This window comes from Streptococcus chenjunshii, assembly GCF_003086355.1.
Lineage (GTDB): Bacteria > Bacillota > Bacilli > Lactobacillales > Streptococcaceae > Streptococcus > Streptococcus chenjunshii.
This window is the reverse complement of the sequence record NZ_CP031733.1, coordinates 1,170,436-1,192,613: the sequence shown is the minus strand read 5'-3', so window position 1 is coordinate 1,192,613 and position 22,178 is coordinate 1,170,436. Positions and strand designations below refer to the sequence as shown.

Sequence of the window (22,178 nt, the reverse complement as noted above, 5' to 3'; positions counted from 1 at the left end):
AACTGCATCTTTTTCACATAGTATTTTGGCTGTATCATTCGATTCAGATAAGACAGAAAAACACTTCCTGTTTACTTCTTACAAATATATCAAAAGCCCGCACCTGTCTTAGTTTAATTTAAAGGACTTCGGTATTTTGTGAATGAATCGGGTCATAAGTTCAGCTAGAGCAAAGTGTCCTTCTTTTATTTCATATTTAAAAATATTGCAGTTGGAGATAGGTGAATCAGGTAAGACTGCTGCTTTAAATTGCCGAAAAAACGACATAATTGCCCCAGCGTGACTGACTGCTAAAATAGTAGCTCCTTCTTCTGCTTCCTCCACAAGTGTATCAATCGTTTGTTTAACACGCTCTTCAAGCTGACTGTCACTTTCACCGTCATACTGGAGATAAAAATCACCATGCCCTTTTTGCTCCGAACGGCGATTGGGATGCAGGTACTCAGGCTTGCCTTCCATACGGCCGAAATTAAACTCTTTAAGCCCTTTCAGCCGTTTATAGTCGCTTCTTTTACTGACCAACTCCAATGTTTCACAAGCCCGTTCTGACGTTGAGCTGTATAAATAATCAAAATGAATCCCATTCTGCTCAAAGTAAGCTCTCGCTTGTTCAGCCTGACTTCTGCCTAGTTCTGTCAAAGGAGAATCACACCAGCCCTGAATTAACTGCAATTGATTAAATAAGGTTTCACCATGGCGCATTAGGTAGAGTGTTTTCATATAGGATTTACCTTTCAAAAATATACTCTTCTTCCATAGGATTAAAAATAGACTGCACTTCCATTTTGCAATTAGGTTCATAGCTGATTTTCAATATAGCGCAGTTAGCCATTCGCTTAGCAGGTGTGGGCGGATTTTCAGTCATATGGCGGTAAAATTGAGTTATAGAGCCGCCGTGGCTGACAAAAAGCAGACAGTCATCCTCACTGCTTTCAGCCATGACACCCCGAATGGCAGCAGCCATCCGCTCATAGACCTGAACATTAGATTCACCGCCATAGGCTACGAAGTAGTCACGATAGCCGGAACCATCTTCACGGTGAAGTTTAGGATTAAGATATTCCTGATGCGCTTCAAAAGCACCAAAATCCCACTCCTTCAAACCCTTTAAACGAATATAGTCCTGCCGGCCGGTCGCCAGTTCAGCTGTATCACAGGCACGCTCCTGAGTAGAGGAATAAACACGGTTAAAAATCAAACCTTCTTTTTGAAAAAAACGTCTGGCAGCTTTGGCCTGTTCAATACCAAGATCAGTCAAAGGCGAGTCGCAGGCCCCCTGGATGCGGCCCTGAACATTAAAACGAGTCTGGCCGTGACGCATCAGATAAAAAAATTTAGTCATACTCTCTCCCCTTTAAAATGAAATGATCTGAAAATCTTTAGTCGGCAAAATTAATTTTTGCAAATGATAACTGCCGGCATCATAGCAAAATTCACAGATAGCGCAATTGGAAAAACCTACACCTTCGGGGAAACTAAGGGACAGTTCTAAACACAGACCCCACATTGCAGCACCATGACTGACCATTAAAACAGACTTTGCAGCAGTCTTTTGCAGGCTTTCATCGATACTTTTCTTAACCCTCTTTCCCACATCCTCAACATTCTCGCCTCCAAAAGGAACAAGGAGATCCTCAAACGACCTACTTCCCGGTCTGAACTTGGGCAGCAGATTTTCAGGCTGTGCTTCAAACTGACCGAAGTTCATTTCTTTCAGTCCTTTGAGCTGAACAGCCTCTTGACCAGAAACAATTCTGGCAGTATCCGCTGCCCGCTCCTGAGTTGAAGAATAAACGGTATCAAATTGGATACTATTGCTGGTAAAATAGTCTTTAGCCAGCCGAGCCTGTGCAAGTCCTTTGTCAGTCAGCGGTGAATCGCAGGCCCCCTGAACGCGTCCCTGTGTATTAAAAACAGTTTCCCCGTGCCGCATTAAATAAAGTGTTTTAACCATACTTTCCTTTCTTTTTCACATATAAGATTTCCAAAGACACACATAAAAACACCCTAAAACAAAGACTTATACATACAGCAAAACTAAACCTGTAAACTTTTTAGTCTGTTTGTGAAATAATGTATACTGCTTTGAAAAAGCGGTCTGGTCCGCTCCCAGACATTTGTGCCTTCTCAGCGGCAGAGCATCCAAGTACAGCATACTTTTTTATCAGGATTTTAGGGCGTGTTCAGTTCCAGCAAGATACAAAGCCCGTGAAAACTCACAGCAAAAATAGGAAAACTGACAAAAAAACTTTAGTTTTCAGGACATTTTATGCTCACAGAGCAGCCACGCTCATAAGTCAGCTTGCGCTTCCAACGATCGCGTCTCTTTTTTGCAAATAGCTTAATTCATGAATCCTATATAATTATTCTATAATGATTTGCAAACGTTTTCTTATGCAATAATCGGATAAACTAATACTATCAACCGATTTTTAAAAATCTGCTAATGCTGCTTTGCAGTGAGACTTTAATTTTCGGAAGCACATAAAAGCTGCCCGTATGGCTTCCTGAAGGCAGTTTTCCAATATCCTCCATTACTCCCATAAACTAAGAAGCTGTGGGTAAATTAAGTTAAAGCAGCAAGCTAAAAATCCGGCGAACCACCGGATTTTTTAAACAGCTTTACTTTATGTCGGTCCTTTTCAGATAATCTTCAATGACCTGAAAAACACCGGCTTCTTTGTGGCTAGGAGCGCTAAAACGGGCTGCTTCTTTTACATTTTTAGGAGCGTTTGCCATCGCATAAGAAAAACCGGCCAGCTGCAGCATCTCTATGTCATTGCCGCCATCACCAAAAGCCATAACCTGATTAGCAGTCAGGCCATAATAGCGCATTAACTCCGCCAAAGCCCGACCCTTGTGCCAGCCTGTTTGGATGATATCAATCCCCCCGTAGCCGCTGGCAGTAGCGGTTAGACTGCCCGAAAAATTAGCATTAAAATCGGCTGTAACCTCAGCATCTTTTTCATTTGGAACCTGCAGACTCATTTTAAAAAACTGCTCATCTGCCGGTAATTGACTGAAATCCGAAAGAGTGATTATGCTGTCCATAAGAAAAGCCGCCTGCTCAGGTTTAATCATAGTGCTTTCAATAGTAAAGCGACTGTCCTTGAGCATATAAGTAGCCTGCAAACCTGAAAGCATAACCTTATATTCAGCCAGTTTATCGGAAAAATAGACTAAAAAGCGCTCTAAATCAGCTTTAGCAACAGTGTGACGAACAAGTGTCCTGCCGTTTTCAATCAGCTGTGAACCATTTTCAGCAACCACAATTAAACGGTCTAAAAGACCGTCAAACATCATTTCTAATCTGGGCATGCTGTTACCAGTAGCAACAGCGAATTTAATATCCTGTTCTTCCAATAAAGTCAAGAGTCTTTCAAAACGCTGGCGGTCGTAATCTCCGCGGCCGTCCAAAAACGTTCCGTCCATATCACTGGCAATTAATTTTAGAGCCACAAAACCACCTCCGTTTTTATCATATCTTATTTTACTGCTGAATTCTTCTGCAATCCTTCCGCTGTTCTGATGATATCATTCGATATTGACAATATTTAAAGATAGTTTTTTATTTTATTGGAAATCAGCTGGTAAGCTGCTGGGGTTAAATGCAGACCGTCTCTGGTATAATGTTCAGCGAGATTGCCGGTCTCATCTGTTAAATCCTGATAGAGATCAATGAAAGCACTGACAGGCAGACCAGCCAGAGCTTCGTTAACAGCCTTGATTGCCTGATTGCTGCGAAGTTTGACAGTCTGCTTAAATTTCTGACTTTGATTAACTGGCAAAAGCGACAGCACATAGATTTGTTCGGTATAAGGAGCTTCATTCAGTTCGGCTGTTATGGCAGAGATATTTTTTACGATATCAGCAGGCTCAAGGCCTAGTCCCAGATCATTTGTCCCGATAAGCATAAACACTTTAGCGGGTTTTAAATCCCTGACCTGAATATCCAAATGGTCTAACAGCCACTGTGAATCTGTTCCGGCAATCCCGCGGTTAATCAGCGGAAGTTCCCGTCCCAGCCATTTCTTCAGCGGATAAAAATCAATAAGGGAATCTCCGACAAAGACTATTCCGTTTTCTGCTTCTCTTGGATTTTTTTGCTTAAACTGTACCACTTTCTGCTCTTGATAGGCCCTTAGCTCCGGACTGATCATTTCTAACATTGTAATCTATCTCCTCTTGCTTAAATCGGCTGTTTCATCTCTCAGATCTTTTAGATGCGGCGCTCTCTTTCTTCACCTATTAAATAAGCGGCCATCACTTTCAGTACACCATTCTCTTCATTAGAGGGCGCTTGAAAAGCAGCAGTATCTTTCACTTCTGCTGCCGCATTAGCCACAGCAGTAAGAATACTTAGCCAATTGCAGCATTTCCAAATCGTTGCCGCCATCGCCAAAAGCCAGCAGATTTTCGGCAGTCAGCCCCCAATAGCTCAGTAAATACTCAAGTCCTGTACCTTTATGGATGTGAGAAGGAATAATATCCAAACAGCCAAAACCGCTGGAAGTTGCCCGCAGACCTTCTTCAGCAAATAGAGAGTTGATTTCTCTTTGAATTGTAAAAGTCAGTGCTTCTTCTACAAGAAGAGTGGCTTTAAAAAAATGATCGCCGGCAACAGAATGCAGATCATCTACATACTGCATTGCTGGCAGATAGTAACGCAAAGCTTCTTTAACAGCTGTCGGTGTTGTCTGCAGCATATAAGACGATTTTTTGCCGGCCAAATTAACAATCATTTCTGGATAATTCTCTTCTACATAGTCAATCAGTTTGTTAACCGCAGCCGGTTTTACAAATTCTTCCACCAAGGTTCTGCCGTTTGCCACAATATGGCCGCCATTTTCTGCAATAACTGCAATATGGCTGCTCCAGTCAGGAAATTGCTGAATGATTTGCCGGTACTGATTGCCGCTGGCAGCGACAAATTTAATATTCTTTTCCTGACAAAGGCGAAAGAGCCGGTCGAACAGTACTTTATCATAAGTTTTCCTGTTTGTTAAAAACGTACCGTCCATGTCTGTTGCTATCACTTTAACTGTCATTATTTCCCTCACAATTCCTAATCAAAACCAGTATACACTATTCTTGACAGATTGTCTTTTTTTCGAGAGAACACAGTTTTAAAAGCAGAGAACCATCAAACAGGTGTGATATATCTTTACAGGCAGAGACGAAAAATCTGTCTTCACTAGTTTTTAACAAAGTCTTTACACGCTGAAAAGATTATGTTCTGCTACTCCTCTTTTGGCAGCTCGCCTTTTGCCAGCCAATCCGCAAAAGCATCTTGATAGCGAGAATCCCAGCGCGATAAAGCCGGCCGGTTATAAATTAAATCATCTGATGCCCAGCGCATACGCCGATCGTCCATTGTTTTGGTGACTTCGTTATCAAGGGCAATTATATAAAAATCGCTATTTTCCAATCCTTTTGCAAAGAAATCCATAAGCTGTTCAGGATACCACGGTGCCTCTGGCTTTGTCTCCGGTTTAGAAAAATCTGCTTTCGGGAAATTCATCAGTGTCCAAGTGTAGCCTGGTACCAAAAGATGAGCTGTTACCTGATGATTCGGCAATTGACGGAGTTCATGAGCCAGCTGCTCTGTTAAAACTTTAACGCCCGCTTTAGATACAGAATAAGCAGCATTGCCGGGAGGTGTCGTTATCCCCTCTTTAGATCCTAAATTAACAACAGCTGCTGGACTTGATTGTTTAAGGAGACTTGGTATAAAAATAGCTTGTGTCTCTACAATGGCCATAAGATTAACTTCCATCACCCGCCGCCAATTCTCAAGGTTAGTCCAAGGCCCTCCTTTCCTTCCAATGCCGGCATTATTAAAAAGAAGATTGACCTGTCCAAAAGCATCATAAGCTGTATTATGACAAGCCTGAAGTGTCTTACGGTCAGCCACATCTCCTTCGATCAGACGGTAATCAGTTTTAAGGTCTCCAGCTATCTCTTCCAATGAAGACTTGTTTTTATCCAATAGAACAAGTTTCATCCCTGACCGTGACAAATATTTGGCCGCAGCAGCACCAATGCCAGCGGCTGCTCCTGTGATAACGGCAACGTTACCTTTTTGAATGACAGAAACCATTTTTCTCCTCACTTTCTTATCAAAAGAGCTGGAAAGATTCAAATAGCCTCCTCCCAGCTTTGCTGTTATTGAGATTAAATTATTCTACCGTTTGAAGCGGTCACCTGTTTATACCAAGCATAGGAATCCTTTTGGGAGCGCTCCAGTGTTCCCGAACCATCGTTATTGCGATCCACATAAATGAAGCCATAACGCTTCTTCATTTCTCCGGTTGTGAATGACACGCAGTCAATACAGCCCCAAGGTGTGTAGCCCCAGAGCTCAACACCGTCTTCATCAATGGCTTTTTCCATTTCTTTGATATGAGCCCGCAGATAGTCAATCCGGTAAGGATCATGAACCGAGCCGTCATCTTCCTTGATATCAATAGCGCCAAAGCCATTCTCGACAATGAAGAGCGGAAGCTCATAACGTTCATAAAAGGCATTTAAGGAATAGCGCAGTCCTTCTGGATCAATAGCCCATCCCCAGTCAGATTCCTTGATGAAAGGATTGGTAACAGAATGCTCATTGCCTCCGCTGGTATCCTCAGAAATATCCTTATGTGCTGTTGAGTCGACGGTATTGCTCATATAGTAACTGAAACCGATATAATCAACAGTTCCTTCAGCTAAAGCCTGTTTGTCTTCTTCGGTGATATCAACGGTGAAGCCTTTGCGTTCAAACATTTTTGAGGTGTAATTAGGGTAATGGCCGCGTACTTGCACATCGCAGAAAAACCAGCGGTCATGCATCATTTGCTGAGCTAAAACCTGATCAGCCGGCCGAGCCGAAAAAGGATAAATGGGAACCATGGCAATCATATTGCCAATCTTAAATTCCGGGTTAATTGCTTTGCCAAGCTTAACCGCCTTGGCAGACGCTACTAAAGTATGATGGCCGCAGATATACATGGCTTCTTCGGGGTTTTCGTAGTTTCCAAAATGAACACCTGAGTTGGTCCAGCCGAAAATATCATTTCGATAATTCATTTGATTATTGATTTCATTGAATGTCATCCAGTATTTGACTTTGTCTTTGTAGCGTGTAAAAACACTTTCGGCAAAATTAAGGAAAAAATCAATCGTTTTGCGGTTCATAAAGCCGCCGTATTCCTTAGCTAGATGGTAAGGCATTTCAAAGTGAGACAGGGTGATGACCGGTTCGATTCCGTATTTCAATAATTCATCAAAGACAGCATCATAAAAAGCTAAACCTTCTTCATTAGGCTCCTTTTCGTCACCATTTGGAAAGATGCGGGACCATGCGATGGAGGTTCGAAAACACTTGAACCCTAAGTCCGCAAACATAGCGATGTCTTCTTTATAATGATGGTAAAAGTCAATACCGACATGGTTGGGATAATAGTTCCCCTCAACAATACCATCAGTAATAACACGGGGAACTCCGTGAGCTCCGGCAGTCATCACATCAGCGACAGAAAGTCCTTTTGACGTTTCAAGGACACCGCCTTCAAATTGATGGGCAGCTAAAGCGCCACCCCAAAGAAAATCTTTTGGAAAAGTCATTGTAAAACTCCTTTCAACAAGAAATAAAGGCCGCAAAGAGAAAATAGGCGGTAAGTCCGAAATCTTTGATTTCGCAGACGCACCCCTGCCAGGACGACTAGAAGGGGGCAATCGGCCGTTAAGACGACAAAGCCTTCAGACGTCTACGGCTGGCTAAGCCTTATGAAAGAACCTCAAATGACAGGTTCCTTCACTTTTCAACTTTCAAGTTCGGGCTGCCTGTGCACTCTCACAGCACTTAGGCCGTATTCCGTTTATAAAGCTATTTTCTGCTTTTTAAAAAACATGTACATGCTGAAAACATATTCTGATAGAAAACGAGAGCGACTTAGACCTTACGTTTACCGTAAAGCTATTTTGCTATCTGCTGTCACATCACTTCAGCCCTGAAATCCCTTCTTCTAAAATTTCGATGAGCCTGATTGTTTCACTGTCCTGAACAAATTTGTCAGCTCCATTTACTAATGACTGATAAATCTTTTCGTAAAACTGGCTGTAGTCGCCCACCTCTGAAACAACTTTTTCCTCATGGTAAGTTCCCGCTTCATCTATATAGGTCAGGTTGCCGTAATGTTCCGGATAGTCCAGTCCAAAATCAGGACGGTCCGGCATATAAAAGTGTTTCAGATCTTCTTCCTGGCGATCCTTTGTCTCTTTGACGAACATTCCCTTTTTACCGTAGACAACAAAGCTCGGACGCGCTTTAATGCGGAAATAACTCGATTTGATTGAAACTTTCAGAGCATTGGCATAGTAAAAATCAAGGTCAAAATAGTCATTCATCCTGCCATCGCCTAATAATTGGCGTACATCGTAGTGGATATGATCTGGACTGCCGAAATATGAAAGAACTTGATCAACCGTATGGCAGGCATGGCCATACAGATAAGACACTGCAGGTGAGAAAGTCTTCATTGATTCAGGCACTTCCGGACGAAAATAGTCATAATGCATCTCAACCTCTAACAGTTCCCCCAGCTTACCGCTTTCAATCACTTTTTGTACGGTTAAAAAATCAGAATCTAAGCGGCGGTTTTGATAAGCCTGCAAAAACACACCCTTCTCTTTTGCCAGATTAAACAAGTCCCTTGCTTCTGCTGCAAGCATTGTAAAAGGCTTCTCTAAGAGAACATTTTTCCCATGTTCCAAAGCTAATTTAGCATTTTCATAATGAAATTCAGCCGGAGTTGTGATAATAACCAGATCAAGTCCATCATCTGTTAAGATATCATTAATAGAGCTTGTATAATTCACGCCATCCAGTTTTTGCCAATTACTCTTACCCGATGGAGAAAAAATCGTTTTGACTTGAAATTTTTTTGTTTTCAAAATAAACGGCAAATGGTAGCGATTGGTACTTTTTCCGTTGCCAATAAAGGCTGCTGTGAGCATTGAACTCTCCCCCTTTTTAATCAATATCATTTTCTAGTGTCTTAATAATTCTGGCTGGAACACCGCCTACAAGACTGTTATCAGGAACATCTTTATTGACCACAGCTCCTGCTGCAACCACAACGTTATTGCCAATAGTGACTCCCGCTAAAATTGTTACATTGCCTCCAATCCAAACATCATTTCCTATTTTGATTGGTTTAGCAATACCCAAGTTCTGACGTCGCCCTTTGGGAGAAAGCGGGTGATTAACAGTTGAAATAAGCGTATTGGGTCCAATCATGACATAATCACCGATCTCAACTTTTTCGACATCCAAAATTGTCCCATTATAATTCATCAAAAACTGTTTTCCAACGTGAATATTTTTTCCATTATCACAATTAAAAACCGGAAAAACATTGGGATTATCTCCTGCAGAGCCGAATAAATCTCTGATGGCATCCTGTCTTTTGCTCACTTCTAGCACATCAACAGCATTTAAAGTTTGACATTTGTTAAGAGCCCGGCGTTTAATATCGTCCAGTTCCGGACTTGTAAAGTCATAAGGCAATCCTGCCTTTAATTTCTCAAGTTCTGTCATCATCACCTGCACACTCCTCCTTACTTTTGCTGCTTTAAGTTTAACATTTGTTATAATAAAAGTATCAAAATCCAAAGAGTTTAAAACACCATTTCAGTATTTTTTATCTAAATCACCTATATTTTAAAACTCTGTTTTAAAGGAGACTCTCATGTTTTTAATTGAAAAAATGGAACTTTATCCTTTTTCAGCCAATGAATTGCATATTGCCGAGTATCTGTTGGAAGAGCGCTATCATATTGAAAACAAGACAAGTGCAGACATCGCCAAAGAAACCTACTCTTCTAAGTCGGCTTTAACACGTTTTGCCCAGAAACTGGATTACAAAGGCTGGGTTGATTTTAAGAAAGCTTTTTTGAGCGAGCTTGCTTACATCGACAAGCACAATTCAAATATTGACGCTAATTATCCTTTCTCTGCTAAAGATGACTTTCTATCTATCGCTCACAAAATTGCTAATCTGGAAAAAGAAGCTATCGACGATACCCTTTCTTTAGTAGAACAGGCATCACTCAGCAAGGCAGTAAGCATTATCGATCGAGCTGAAACGGTTCATGTTTTTGCTGCCAGCAACAATCTTCTGAATGCCCAAGAATTTTCACATAATCTATCACGTATCCAAAAAGACGTTCGTATCCACCAGCTGCAAGGAGAGCATCTTTTTAAAGCCTTTCTGGCTAAAAAAGAGAGCTGCGCTTTAATCATCAGCTATTCCGGTGAAACAGTTTCGCTAAAACATACCTGCCGTATCCTTAAAAGACAGCAGATTCCTATCATTGCTCTTACCAGCATCAGCGATAATGCGATTGCTCAAAGCGCTGACTGCCGGCTTTATTTGGCAACTCGGGAGAAACTTTATTCTAAAATAGGCACCTTTTCAACAGACAGAGCCATCACTTATCTGCTCGATCTTCTCTATTCCTGTATTTTTTCCCTCAATTATCAGCATAATGCTGATTTACGAAAAAGGGCGGCACGCTTTATTGAATTCGAAAGAACCTCCAGTTCACAAATTCTTCATGAAGATTAGCTGTCACCGAATCAGTTCAAATGACTGCCAAGGCTGCAGTAAATCAAGCACTGGCAGGTAGTCTTCTGTGATTTTTCCGACAAAATTTTGACTGCCGTCATTCGGCCGTTCTTTTAAAGCAATCTGGAGCTCCCCCTGATATTGACCGCTGCGGCTGTTGCAGATGGTGATATCTCCTTTGCTAATTATTTCACCGAAGTCTGCAGGCGGGAAAATGCTATTTTTATAGAATGTTCGCATGTCAGAAGAACGAATCATAAAGCCGGAGTAATCACCACGGTAACGGTGTCTGTTGTTGAATATCACTTCCTCTTCAAGAGCACTGGCTGAAGGAGACAGCTCTGCTTTTAACTGCGGCACAGGCGAATGAAAACTGTCATAAATCTCTTGCAGTTCTGCCGCAGGCAACAAAGAAGAGCCTACAAAGATATCATCGATCAGCCGGCTTAATCTCAGGAGCTGAACCTGCGCTGCTGGAGATAGCTTACGCTGTATTTCTGTGCTAACCAGCATATCTCCAACAGGCCAAGGCCCCACCGTCCCTTTTGGAGAATCAATAAAAGCAGCTGTCCTTAGATGGTAATTCTTATACTGGGCGGCACAGTCTGTAAAATAAGTAAAATCAAGTCCTGTATAGGGCTGAGGATAAAAATTATGGGAACCGATTATGTGTCTGCTGTCTGCAGAAAAATCCATTACCTGATCAATATAGTGCTGACCTCGGGATATATTCAGCTCAATCATCAGCCCATAAGGATTTTGTGACATCTCTGCTTCTTCCAGTCCCGTAAACCCCTGGTCCAGTCGCAAAGCCCAGACACCTAAGTCTTTAAAAAAGGCTAAATCCTCATAACTGACACCCAATTGGTTAAAGAGCTGCGGATTGATATCAATAGATGTTTTCATTCCCAGACGATTGCCGTAAGCAATCACTTCCCTAAAACGTGCAAGCATCTCTTCAGTGCTGTCTGTAAGCTCCAGCATCGATGTAAATATCCTACTGTAGCCTATCTCGGCAGCTTCAGTCAAATAATCTTTGAGGATTGCTGCCTCTGTTTTTGATGGATAAATAGAAACCCCAAGTTCACCCATAACCCCCTCCTTATAACAAGATACAAAGGCCGGTAAAAAATCCATATGAAAATGGCGGTAAGTCCGAAATCTTTGATTTCGCAGACGCACCCCTGCCAAGATGACTAGAAGGGTGAGGTCGTCTGTCAAGACGGCAAAGCCTTCAGTCAGCTACGGCTAGGGTCGTTTAACAAGATGCTTGCATCACGTTGGCAGGCATCTTTTTCACTAGGATTTTAGGCCGTGTTCAATTCCAACAAGACACAAAGGCCGGTAAAAAATCCATATGAAAATGGCGGTAAGTCCGAAATCTTTGATTTCGCAGACGCACCCCTGCCAAGATGACTAGAAGGGTGCGGTCGTCTGTCAAGACGGCAAAGCCTTCAGTCAGCTACGGCTAGGGTCGTTTAACAAGATGCTTGCATCACGTTGGCAGGCATCTTTTTCATCAGGATTTTAAGCCGTGTTCAGTTCAAACAATAAGGCACCCGTTTTATAGGATGCCTCACATAAACATATTAAGCTTCAGCTGCGCCTTCTTCAGCAAGCAGTTTGTTATCATACATCTTGATAAATGGATACCAGATGATAAAGGCGACAATAGCACAGACAATAGCCGTTAGAAAAGCACCGATACTACCGGCCAAACCACTTCCTGCGGCACCTACATAAGCACCAAGGCCGATTGGGGTTGGCCATGGTGTCTGCGCAGTTGCCAAGCCAGCTAAGCCAAGTTTAACAGACCAATAACCAACAGAAGCACTTGCAATCGGAGCCAAGATAAATGGCAATACCAAGATAGGATTATAAACAATTGGGATACCAAAAATCAAGGGTTCATTAATATTAAAGATAGCAGGTCCCATCGCTGCTCTTCCAAGCACCTTAAGCTGAGTAGATTTAGCCATAAGAGCCAGCCAAACACAGAGCAACAAGGTTGCACCGGAACCGCCGATAGTAACATAAGCATTAGTAAACTCGCCGGCAAAAGCAATATTAGCGCCTTTGACATTTTCAGCCATATTGGTCAAAAGAATCGGATTGACCAAGCCCATAACGATATTGGCACCGTGAATACCGACAATCCACAGAGCATGAACCAGCAGGTAAATGATTACGATACCGATCCAGCTGTTAGTGATATTGCGGACAAAGGCAAACGGAATAGCAATAACATTATAGATATCTGTACCAAGGATGATAAAAATACTATCAATAATCAGCAAAACAAAGGCAACGAAAGCCGCAGGGATCAGTGCGGAGAAGGAGCGGGACACCCCTTCAGGAACAGCTTCCGGCATCTTCACAACCCAATTGCGGTTAACACACAGCCGATAGAGCTGTACAGCTAGAATAGCCATCAAGATAGCTGTAAACATACCTGAAGTTGACAGGCGGTCCAGACTGTTGCCGCCGATAGTCCAACCATTGATCGTTTCTCCGTCAACATTGAGATAGTCAAAAGCTCCCTTTGAAACAACCAATTGCGGAATGGTTAAGAAATAAGCAAACACGGACAGCAAAGCGCCATAAACCGGATCCACATTTTCTTCCTGTTCTTCGGCATAAATCTTTGTGTACTCATAACCAATAACAATGGCAAAATAAAGAGACAGAATTCCCATGGTACAGTTATAAGCCTGTAGGTACAAAGGCTGAATCTTGTCAAAAGAATTAGCCCAAAGATCCTTGATAAAATCCAAAGGAAAAGCCTGCGGAATAACACTCAGTACTAGGAACATCGAGCCGACGATGGTAAATGGGATACTGGCCATACCAGCCGCAACGATAGCCCGGACAGGACGGTAAGTCGATACTTTACCCATCGGTCCCATCAGGTACTTCTCCAAGAATTCAAACAATTTATTCATTATTGAACCTCCTTTTTAAAAAATGAAAAATATGTTTGCTTATTATTTAATAGTAGCCAAATACTGCTGAATGCGGTAATACTGTTTATCCTTTTTCTGATTAATCCGCCTAATCTTGGCCAGCATCCATGCGGCTAATGCTATACCGGCAGCAAGCACCCCGGCCAATAAAAACTGAACGGTGCTGCTGACTGCCAGAAAAGGATAAAAATAATGATAGCGATTAACGAACACAGCTAAGATAAGCAGACCGTTAATGATAATGACAAGCTGGAAATACAGCCAAGTCATACGCGCCGGTTTTTGCTTTTCGGCATACATCTGATACTGCTCCCACATGCATGCAGCACCGCAGGCTGCTAAAGCAAGAGGCAATACTGCTACTCTCACCGCGCCTGACAGCGACAGCAGCAAGAGCCAGTAGAGGTTGACAAAAAAGAAAAAGGCAACCACGTAACGAATCAAAAAATATCTGGTATAATACATACTTTTTAGACTGTTCTTCTTTCTCAGTCCGTCAATCTTCTTTTTTTCTGCTTCCGTTAAAGCAGCCATAAATTATCCTCCTTACTGATAAACAAAAGCTGATAGCTGCTTTAAAAGCAACGGGCCTTTCGTTTACACTCCTGCATACACATCTCTTTACTTCACTTTTTTATACAGTTCCAGCATTTCTAAGGCCACTTCCCTCAAAGTCATCGTTGTCATCAAGTGATCTTGGGCATGGACCATGATAATTTCAATTTTAATTTCAGTGCCGCCGGCATATTCCTGTAAAAGATTGGTTTGTGCCTGATGCGCCTTAAGCAGCTCTTCATTAGCTTCCTCAAGCTTTTCCGCTGCCAAGTCAAAATTGCCTTCCCGCATAGCAGCAAAACCCTCGTGGACGATAGATCTGGCGTTTCCCGAATTCAAAATAATCTCAAAAGCCGCTACTTGCAATTCTTCTGGGTTCATTCTTCTACCTCTCTTTTATCTTTAAAAATAATGTCTTAAATTGTGCAAACGAATCACAGGCAAGCATCGCTTCCTGTAAATCAGGACGTTCTACTAAATCAACAATAGCAGCAGCAAGCTCCGTCAAGCCCTCATTATCGCGAATCGACATAGATGTCAGGAAAATAAACTTAATATGCGGATAATCATCGTTCCACTCAAGGCCGTCTCTGATAACAGCCAGACCGATCCGATGATGATTAGCAATGGCTTTAATCGGATGCGGAACAGCGATAGTATCACTGAAAACAACCGATGACATCGCTTCTCTTTGTCTGAGCAGCTCCTGCATCCGCTGAACATAGGCCGGATCTTCATCATCTGCCATCGTTTCCAAAAGATTACTAATCACTCCTTCTTTGCTGCCATTTTGAAAAATAAGGAAAGACCGGTCAGAAAAATACTGGTCAAAAATCAGGCTAATGTCGGAGCCGTCCTTTTCCTGCCTCTTCTCAGACACTGTCCGAGCATCACCCAAATGGGCAATCTCGTATCGGAGCATCTGGACCTCGTCTTCATTTAAAAAGATTGACACCGTATAAACAGGGATATTAAAAAGCAGGTGGGATAAATCGATTGACGAAACAATGAAATCAACTCCCTCCAGCTTACTGTCATTGATTTCATAATATCCAATCACATCTTTAATGTGGATAAGACTGCCCAGTTCATTTTCAATTCGGCTTTTAAGCATCTGGGCACTGCCAAAACCGGTTGCACAAATCACCAGAATATTATATTTATTGTGATGTTCCTTATAACGTTCATTGGCTGCCATAAAATGCAGGGCGATATAGGACAGTTCATCTCTTGACAATGCATAATCAGCAAAAACAGGGAGCGCAGACATCAGCTGTTCTGCTAATTGGTAACTCTTTTGATAATGTCCTTGAATCTCCTCCCGTAACGGATTTTCCAGAGAAATCTGACCGCTGAGGCGAATCAAAAGCGTTGACAGGTGTGCCAGCAACCCCTCAAGAAGCTGCGGATCATTTTTAAAAGGCAGATCAGTTGCTTCCAAAGCCTGAATCAACTCAAAACGAAGCTGAGCCAAGGAATCTTTAGGAAAAATGTTACTGCTGCCGTGACTTTTAGAAATTAAATGCAGGGTAATATAGTCAACTTCTTCTGACGGAAAAGTCATTGAAGCCGCTTTAGCAACCCGTTTTAAAATTCTCAAAGCCACTTTATGCTCCGGCAAATCAGCAAAGTGCTCTGACTGTTCCATTTTAGCAATCGAAAAACCGGCCTCTAACCGCCGAATAGCCAAAGCGATATGAATAATCAAATTCTGAATGACAAAATCAGACAGTTTCAGCCCTGCTTCACGGCATTCATCAATAACGATAATGGATAATTCTTCAAAAGAAATGGCTTGATTCAAAAAAGCATTATCAACGTAGGTATGCATACTGCTGATAAACCCAGAATCAATAAAGTAATCCATGATAAAGCGTCTTTTATCACGCTCTGTCCCTGTGACGAAAACGCCTTTATTGGCCTTGCTTTCCACTTTTAAATGATAGGGCAGGAAACGCTGCCTGATTTTTTTAAAGTCATTAGATAAAGTGGAACGGCTGACAAAGAGTTCACTGATTAAATCGTCAAAATAAATTTCATTCTGTTCAAAAAGAAGTTTATTGAGCAAATAATTATAGCGATCATCAGCGTCAGCCGTCTCAGTATAGGATAAATTGCTTTTATAGAGATGATTGGCTTCCAAAAAATGAGTTAGAACACTTTCATCTTCTACAGCCAGACGATAACCGTACCCCTGTTTGGAAATAAGTCTTATTCCCTGATAGTCAGCAAGTTTTTCTATGATGGATTTGCAATAAGTTCTAACTGTCCGGTCTGAACAATCAAGATACTCGCCCAGCTCTTTGCTGGTTGTAAAACGCTCCTTGTTCTCTACAAGATACTGAACAATTTGCCTTTCTCTTTTATTTAACATATGATAACCTTCACAGTTTGATAAGACTGCTTAATCATAGAAAGGGGTGCCTATTAAATATTTTCTTTCACCAGTGCTGCCATCTTTTCAATTCCCATTGGAATCGGAATATAAGCTTGCGGCGGAATCTGTACAATTGGTTTGTCCTTTTTGGCCGCAGCATCTGCTAATTGTTTGAAATTCATTTTAGTTTGCGGGCTGACCAGATAAAGATCATATTTATCCGCTTCAATGCGTTTTTGTCCCTCAGGAACACCAACAGCATCCATTTCGATATCTTCTCCCTGCTCCTGCAGCAGAGCTGCTGTCTTCTTAGCAATCATTGAGGAGGACATGCCGCCTGCACAAATAATCAAAGCTGTTTTAGCCATAATTCTTCTCCTTACTTATTTTTTTTATATTTTGTAAAAGCTTACACTACTATTCTAATAAAACGCTTACATAATGTAAAGACAATCTTTTTCCTTAGTGAAGCGGAAAAAAACAGTGAGGGTTTACCATTCATTAAAACGCAGAATTCCTGTCTCAGCAGACAGCAAAAAGCTGAAACTTAAGACACTAAGCCAAGTTTCAGCTTCTGTATATGCATAAAAGACAGTGATGTCAAGGGAAAACAATGCCAGCCGGACTGCTGACAACAACCTGACTGACCCTCAAATTGTATTCATCTCTAATTAATTGTTTCAAACTGCTGTCATTGAGTTTAGAATAGACACGGTATTCATCTCCATTCTCTGCAATTACCTTAATATGTGCTGCAATGTTAGCATTAGCCAGAATATCTGGTCTGCTGTCAATCCCTCTAAACTGAATAATATAAATCGGTTCAGCAGGACCAGTTATCTTTTTGCGGTAAGTCCGGCTGTAAAGCTGTATACCTACAAGCCCCAGTATAATAATGATAATTCCCAACCAATACATCTCGTTTCTCCCTTTTTCAATAGATATCTATCCGATATTCAAAAACGATTTATTATAACGCATGCAAAGGGGCCGGCGCTCCCGTCTGCACCACAACCTGACGCGGTGTCAAATGATAGTCTGTCATCAGAATTTCTTTTATTTTGGCATCATTAATTTTTGAGAGTACAACATAAACACCATCACGGCAGCTGATAATCTGCAGTTTATTTTTAAGATTTGGGTTCTCTGCAATATCAGGTATCGGATCGGTATCCTCAAAACGCACAAAATAATTAAAATAACCATCTGCCTTATCAGAAAAGAATGCTCTCTTCACTAATACAACAATAACTCCAACCCCCATAAGCGAAATCAACGAAGTCATGATATTTCCCATTTTCCCCACTCTTTCACCAAGATACAAAGGCCGTGAAAAGAGCAAAGCAAAAATAGGAGGCTGGACGAAGAACCATAGGGTTCTAGGACAGACTGTCTTTTTTGCACAGCTCTTAGGCCGTGTTCAATTCACAAGATACAAAGGCCGTGAAAAGAGCAAAGCAAAAATAGGCGGTAAGTCCAAAATCTTCGATTTCGCAGACGCACCCCTGCCAGGATGACTAGAAGGGTGCGGTCGGCTGACAAGACGACAAAGCCTTCAGTCATCTACGGCTGGCTAAGCCTTGTCACAGAACCTCAAATGACAGGTTCCCTCACTCTCCTATTTTCAAGTTCGGGCTGCCTGTGCACTCCCGCTCTACATTCATAACATAATCATACAGAGTAACCAACAATTTAGTACTGCCCCTTACAGTACACCGACACCGCCTGACAGCTGTGTTGTTTGAACGACCACTTGCCCTGCTGACAGATGATAATCTGTCAGCAGAATTTCCTTAATTTTAGCATCATTAATTTGAGCCTGCACGAAATAAACATCACCGCTGTGGCTGACAACCCGCAGTTTTTTTCTGAGATTGGCATTTTGTGCAATATCAGGAACAGCATCTATATCTTTAAAGCGTACAATATAATTATAACCTCTAAATCGTGTTGCAAAGAGCATGCTGCGTACCACCCAAAAGGCCACAGCAATTATCGCAATCGAACCTAAAGTTATTATCATGTTATCAGACATTTTCTTTCCTCTTTCTAATCATACACAAAACCATACCCTCCCCCGCTCACAAAAAATGAACCGATTCTTTTTCTGAGCTCTTAAAGGGCTGGTTAATTCATCAAGCTTCAAAAGGCAAAGGCCGTGCATCGAAGCATTATTGCCTTTTTAGCCCTTCTTTCACTACGATAAACAGTCTGATTAACACGACGGCGGCTCAAAGAGGTTGAACTGCAGAAAAATCGGAGGAGCAGCCGATATTTTGCTATTAAATACTGATAAAACCATATCTGTCTCCTCCTTTCATTGAAGATATCATAAATTGACAAACGAAAAGCCTGCAGCCAGCCGAACATAGAAAATTTTTGTTTAAGGCAGACGGCTGCAAAACAGCTGAAACGAGCAACAAACACTCAATGAAACCGATCTCTGTTTCAGCTGATTTTCAAAAAAATCACAATAAAAAACCTTTATATATCAAGTTTTCAATCATTTCCAATAAATATTTTTGACCTTATTATACTCTTTTTTGTAAGCGGTGTCAATATTTTTTAACCTTTTTTACACGAATAGAGAATAACCAGATATAGCAGTGTAGGACATCTTTTTTACTAAAATTAGCACATGTCATTCCAGCTGTGAAGAACGTTGAAGGATGAAGAGCCTTGTTTTAAGCTGTTTTTAGCAGTAAAAAACCTCCCAGAATTCTGTCTGAAAGGTTTGTTTGGATTAATTAATAAACACAGCTTACTCAACAGTTACGGCTTTAGCCAGATTCCGCGGTTTGTCAACATCGAGTCCGCGCTGTAAAGAAGCATAGTAAGCAATCAGCTGTGTCGGGATAACCATTGCAATCGTTGTTAGGAAAGGATGAACTTTATTAACAATAATATCATCACCTTCACGCGCCAAGTCTTCTTCCACAACAACAAGTGCATTAGCACCGCGGGATACCACCTCAGCAATATTTCCCCGTGTATGTGCAGCAATCTTCTCATTTGTTGAAATCAAAGCGATGACAGGTGTATTATCCTCAATTAAAGAAATCGTTCCGTGTTTCAGCTCTCCCGCAGCAAAGCCTTCGCACTGAATATAAGAGATTTCTTTTAATTTCAGAGCAGCTTCCATGGTGACATAGTAGTCAATCCCGCGGCCGATATAAAAAGCATTGCGAGTTGTACTGAGCAATTGCTGAACTTTTTCAGCAATCAAATCTTTTTCAGATAAAGTCGCCTCAATAGCCTGAGCGACAATGGACAGTTCATGGACCAAATCAAAATCCAAAGCTTCCTGCTTGCTGTTAGCTTCTCCTACCGCTTTTGCCAAAAAGGCCAGGGCAGCTACCTGTGCGGTATAAGCTTTAGTGGAAGCAACTGCAATTTCCGGACCAGCATGCAGCAGCATCGTATAGGTTGCTTCGCGTGATAAAGTTGAACCGGGAACATTGGTAATCGTTAGACTGGGAATGCCCATCTCATTTGCCTTAACCAAGACCTGACGGCTGTCAGCAGTTTCACCGGATTGCGTCAAGAGAATAAACAGCGGTTTTTTGCTTAAAAGCGGCATGTTGTAGCCCCATTCAGAAGCAACCCCCAATTCAACCGGCGTGTCTGTCAAAGCTTCCAGCATCGCCTTTGAAGCAAAGCCGGCATTGTAAGATGTGCCCGCCGCCAGAATATAAATACGGTCAGCTTCCTGAACTGCCTTAACAATTTGGGGATCAACAGTCATTTTCCCATTTTCATCAGCGTAAGTATTAATTAACTTCCGCATCACCGTGGGCTGTTCATCAATTTCCTTAAGCATATAGAACGGATAGGTTCCCTTGCCGATGTCAGAAAGATCCAATTCAGCAGTATAGGCTTCCCGTTCAACGGTATGACCGTTATAGTCCTGAACTTCAACACTGTCTTTAGTGACAAGCACTAATTCTTGGTCATGAATTTCCATATATTGATTCGTTTCGCGAATCATAGCCATAGCATCTGAACAGACCATATTGTACCCCTGGCCGAGACCGATCAGCAAAGGTGACTTGTTTTTAGCAACATAAATAGTATCAGGATTTTCAGAATCAATCAGAGCAAAGGCGTAAGACCCTTCAATAATATGCAAGGCTTTTTTAAAAGCATCCAAAACAGTCAATCCGTCTTCTTCAACAAACTTGCCGATCAAATGGACCGCAATTTCAGTATCGGTCTGACCTTTGAGCTGATGTCCTGAAAGATACGTTTCTTTCATCTGCAGATAATTTTCGATGACACCATTATGAACCAATACAAAACGGCCTGTCTGAGAAGTGTGAGGGTGAGCATTGTCTTCGCTTGGTTTGCCATGAGTAGCCCAGCGAGTATGACCAATGCCAGCAGTGCCTGCCACTTTATCACCGACTTTTTCTGCTAAATCAGCAATCCGGCCGACAGCTTTAACCAGCTGGCCGTTTTCATCATCTGTCACAAAAATACCAGCGGAATCATAACCGCGGTATTCCAATTTTTCAAGTCCCTGAATTAAGATGTCAGTTGCATTTGGATTCCCAACAACACCAACAATACCACACATAATGTTTACCTTTAGCAAAAATAGAAAATCATTTTTTATTTCTGCTTCTTCTTTCTTAAGTTTCATTTGAGAATTGGTATAGTTTTCAAAATCACCAAAAAACTCAACAAAAACAGTATATAATTTTATTTTTTTCTTGTCAACAAGAAAATTGGTATAGTCAGGTTTGACCTTATACAAACGTCTCCTAAAAGCAAAGGATTCTTAAAAACATTATCTATCAGCAAGCAAGAAATTTTTCCGTTTCACAAAAACCAAACAACTCTCAGGTCTAGGTAGTATTAAAATTAAATAATCCTCTCCCCATCTTGCTTTCTGGCTACTATGATAAAGTCCGTTAATGAAATCAAAGATTTTTGACTTATCACCATTTTCATTAAATTTTTTACCAGCCTTTATAAACTTGATAAAAAAAGAGCAGCTTGCGCTACTCAACATCCACAAAACCAAAACGGTTCAGCGGCAGCACTCGGAAACTGATCACTCCTTTTATCTGAGAAGACTTGATGAGGCCGAATTCTCTGCTGTCTTTCGTATTGCGGCGGTCATCATTTAAAATCAAATATTCTTTATCTGCAAGCGCCATTTTTTGATCATCATTTGCAATTGTCGCCAAAGTAAAATCGTCTGTAAACAGTGAACCGGTCGGAGCCTCCTCTAAATAAGCAGACTTCTGCTTTTCTATGTAATTTTGCGACGCAACGATATTATTGAGATAAAAGATGTCATCCATATAAGTCACACTGTCTCCCGGTTCGGCTACAACTCGGCCGACATAATCGTTTCCTTTAACAGTATAAACAACAAAGTCTTTGTATTCGGGTGTCACATTTTTATTGACTGTGACGAGTTCTCCCTCATGTAAATAGGAATTAGCAGAACTTTCTGAGATTCGAAAAGTTGAAAACACGAAAATTCGTAAAAGGAGAACTGCCAAAATCATTATTAAAGTAATAATCACGTTACGAATGAAGTCTCTTTTTACCATAATTTCTCCCGATTGTTTTTCTGAATAATATTATACCATTTTCTAGCTTATAAAAAAAGAGGTGCCGCTTATTAAAAACGAACACCTCTCAGACAGAACAACTGTT

Annotated in this window: 22 protein-coding genes; 1 reads left to right on the top strand and 21 read right to left on the bottom strand. The window is 41.5% G+C overall.

Going from position 1 to position 22,178, the window contains the following annotated elements; translation table 11 throughout:
* Nucleotides 1-108: 108 nt before the first annotated feature.
* The 10 genes from DDV21_RS05875 to DDV21_RS05830 all read right to left on the bottom strand — a co-directional run bounded on the left by DDV21_RS05875 (nucleotide 109) and on the right by DDV21_RS05830 (nucleotide 9,589).
* A complete protein-coding gene (locus DDV21_RS05875) occupies nucleotides 109-720 on the bottom strand; it encodes a histidine phosphatase family protein (protein ID WP_116877400.1) in 612 nt (203 codons plus the stop codon).
* A 7-nt stretch (nucleotides 721-727) separates the two neighbouring features.
* The gene (locus DDV21_RS05870; RefSeq protein ID WP_116877187.1) at nucleotides 728-1,342 is read right to left on the bottom strand and encodes a histidine phosphatase family protein; all 615 of its coding nucleotides are present in this window, start codon (nucleotides 1,340-1,342) and stop codon (nucleotides 728-730) included.
* Between the two features lie 12 nt (nucleotides 1,343-1,354).
* Nucleotides 1,355-1,954, bottom strand: coding sequence for a histidine phosphatase family protein (locus DDV21_RS05865; protein WP_116877188.1), 600 nt, complete (start codon nucleotides 1,952-1,954; stop codon nucleotides 1,355-1,357).
* Between the two features lie 668 nt (nucleotides 1,955-2,622).
* Entirely contained in the window at nucleotides 2,623-3,459 is an 837-nt protein-coding gene (locus DDV21_RS05860; protein WP_116877189.1) for a Cof-type HAD-IIB family hydrolase, read from the bottom strand.
* A gap of 95 nt (nucleotides 3,460-3,554) precedes the next feature.
* A complete protein-coding gene (locus DDV21_RS05855; protein ID WP_116877190.1) occupies nucleotides 3,555-4,169 on the bottom strand; it encodes an SGNH/GDSL hydrolase family protein in 615 nt (204 codons plus the stop codon).
* A 168-nt stretch (nucleotides 4,170-4,337) separates the two neighbouring features.
* Nucleotides 4,338-5,048, bottom strand: a complete 711-nt coding sequence (locus tag DDV21_RS05850; RefSeq protein WP_241964708.1) for a Cof-type HAD-IIB family hydrolase — start codon at nucleotides 5,046-5,048, stop codon at nucleotides 4,338-4,340.
* Between the two features lie 191 nt (nucleotides 5,049-5,239).
* Nucleotides 5,240-6,100, bottom strand: coding sequence for an SDR family oxidoreductase (locus DDV21_RS05845; RefSeq protein ID WP_116877191.1), 861 nt, complete (start codon nucleotides 6,098-6,100; stop codon nucleotides 5,240-5,242).
* 74 nt (nucleotides 6,101-6,174) lie between these two features.
* Nucleotides 6,175-7,608 (bottom strand): 6-phospho-beta-glucosidase, encoded by a 1,434-nt coding sequence (locus DDV21_RS05840; RefSeq protein ID WP_116877192.1) that lies wholly within the window; start codon nucleotides 7,606-7,608, stop codon nucleotides 6,175-6,177.
* Nucleotides 7,609-7,983: 375 nt separating this feature from the next.
* The gene (locus tag DDV21_RS05835; RefSeq protein WP_116877193.1) at nucleotides 7,984-9,000 is read right to left on the bottom strand and encodes a Gfo/Idh/MocA family oxidoreductase; all 1,017 of its coding nucleotides are present in this window, start codon (nucleotides 8,998-9,000) and stop codon (nucleotides 7,984-7,986) included.
* A 16-nt stretch (nucleotides 9,001-9,016) separates the two neighbouring features.
* Nucleotides 9,017-9,589, bottom strand: a complete 573-nt coding sequence (locus DDV21_RS05830) for a sugar O-acetyltransferase (RefSeq protein ID WP_181963474.1) — start codon at nucleotides 9,587-9,589, stop codon at nucleotides 9,017-9,019.
* Between the two features lie 145 nt (nucleotides 9,590-9,734).
* On the opposite strand from DDV21_RS05830, the gene DDV21_RS05825 reads away from it, so the two are divergent.
* The gene (locus tag DDV21_RS05825; RefSeq protein ID WP_116877194.1) at nucleotides 9,735-10,613 is read left to right on the top strand and encodes a MurR/RpiR family transcriptional regulator; all 879 of its coding nucleotides are present in this window, start codon (nucleotides 9,735-9,737) and stop codon (nucleotides 10,611-10,613) included.
* 3 nt (nucleotides 10,614-10,616) lie between these two features.
* On the opposite strand, the gene DDV21_RS05820 is transcribed toward DDV21_RS05825, so the two are convergent.
* From DDV21_RS05820 to lepB, 11 genes are all read right to left on the bottom strand, one after another.
* Entirely contained in the window at nucleotides 10,617-11,705 is a 1,089-nt protein-coding gene (locus tag DDV21_RS05820) for a DUF871 domain-containing protein (protein ID WP_116877195.1), read from the bottom strand.
* Between the two features lie 497 nt (nucleotides 11,706-12,202).
* A complete protein-coding gene (celB, locus tag DDV21_RS05815) occupies nucleotides 12,203-13,555 on the bottom strand; it encodes a PTS cellobiose transporter subunit IIC (protein ID WP_116877196.1) in 1,353 nt (450 codons plus the stop codon).
* A gap of 42 nt (nucleotides 13,556-13,597) precedes the next feature.
* A complete protein-coding gene (locus tag DDV21_RS05810) occupies nucleotides 13,598-14,110 on the bottom strand; it encodes a hypothetical protein (protein WP_116877197.1) in 513 nt (170 codons plus the stop codon).
* A gap of 87 nt (nucleotides 14,111-14,197) precedes the next feature.
* A complete protein-coding gene (locus DDV21_RS05805) occupies nucleotides 14,198-14,512 on the bottom strand; it encodes a PTS cellobiose transporter subunit IIA (RefSeq protein ID WP_116877198.1) in 315 nt (104 codons plus the stop codon).
* Nucleotides 14,513-14,516: 4 nt separating this feature from the next.
* Nucleotides 14,517-16,505 carry a BglG family transcription antiterminator gene (locus DDV21_RS05800; RefSeq protein ID WP_116877199.1) on the bottom strand — a complete coding sequence of 663 codons (1,989 nt, stop codon included), beginning with the start codon at nucleotides 16,503-16,505 and terminating at the stop codon, nucleotides 14,517-14,519.
* A 53-nt stretch (nucleotides 16,506-16,558) separates the two neighbouring features.
* Nucleotides 16,559-16,876 (bottom strand): PTS cellobiose transporter subunit IIB, encoded by a 318-nt coding sequence (locus DDV21_RS05795; protein WP_116877200.1) that lies wholly within the window; start codon nucleotides 16,874-16,876, stop codon nucleotides 16,559-16,561.
* Between the two features lie 232 nt (nucleotides 16,877-17,108).
* Nucleotides 17,109-17,426, bottom strand: a complete 318-nt coding sequence (locus DDV21_RS05790) for a hypothetical protein (protein WP_116877201.1) — start codon at nucleotides 17,424-17,426, stop codon at nucleotides 17,109-17,111.
* A gap of 52 nt (nucleotides 17,427-17,478) precedes the next feature.
* Nucleotides 17,479-17,793: a hypothetical protein gene (locus tag DDV21_RS05785; protein ID WP_117287782.1), complete on the bottom strand. Its 315-nt coding sequence runs from the start codon at nucleotides 17,791-17,793 to the stop codon at nucleotides 17,479-17,481.
* A 420-nt stretch (nucleotides 17,794-18,213) separates the two neighbouring features.
* Nucleotides 18,214-18,543 carry a hypothetical protein gene (locus tag DDV21_RS05775; RefSeq protein WP_116877204.1) on the bottom strand — a complete coding sequence of 110 codons (330 nt, stop codon included), beginning with the start codon at nucleotides 18,541-18,543 and terminating at the stop codon, nucleotides 18,214-18,216.
* Nucleotides 18,544-19,269: 726 nt separating this feature from the next.
* Nucleotides 19,270-21,084: a glutamine--fructose-6-phosphate transaminase (isomerizing) gene (gene glmS, locus DDV21_RS05770; RefSeq protein ID WP_116877402.1), complete on the bottom strand. Its 1,815-nt coding sequence runs from the start codon at nucleotides 21,082-21,084 to the stop codon at nucleotides 19,270-19,272.
* Between the two features lie 427 nt (nucleotides 21,085-21,511).
* Nucleotides 21,512-22,072, bottom strand: coding sequence for a signal peptidase I (gene lepB / locus DDV21_RS05760; protein ID WP_116877206.1), 561 nt, complete (start codon nucleotides 22,070-22,072; stop codon nucleotides 21,512-21,514).
* Between the last annotated feature and the right edge of the window lie 106 nt (nucleotides 22,073-22,178).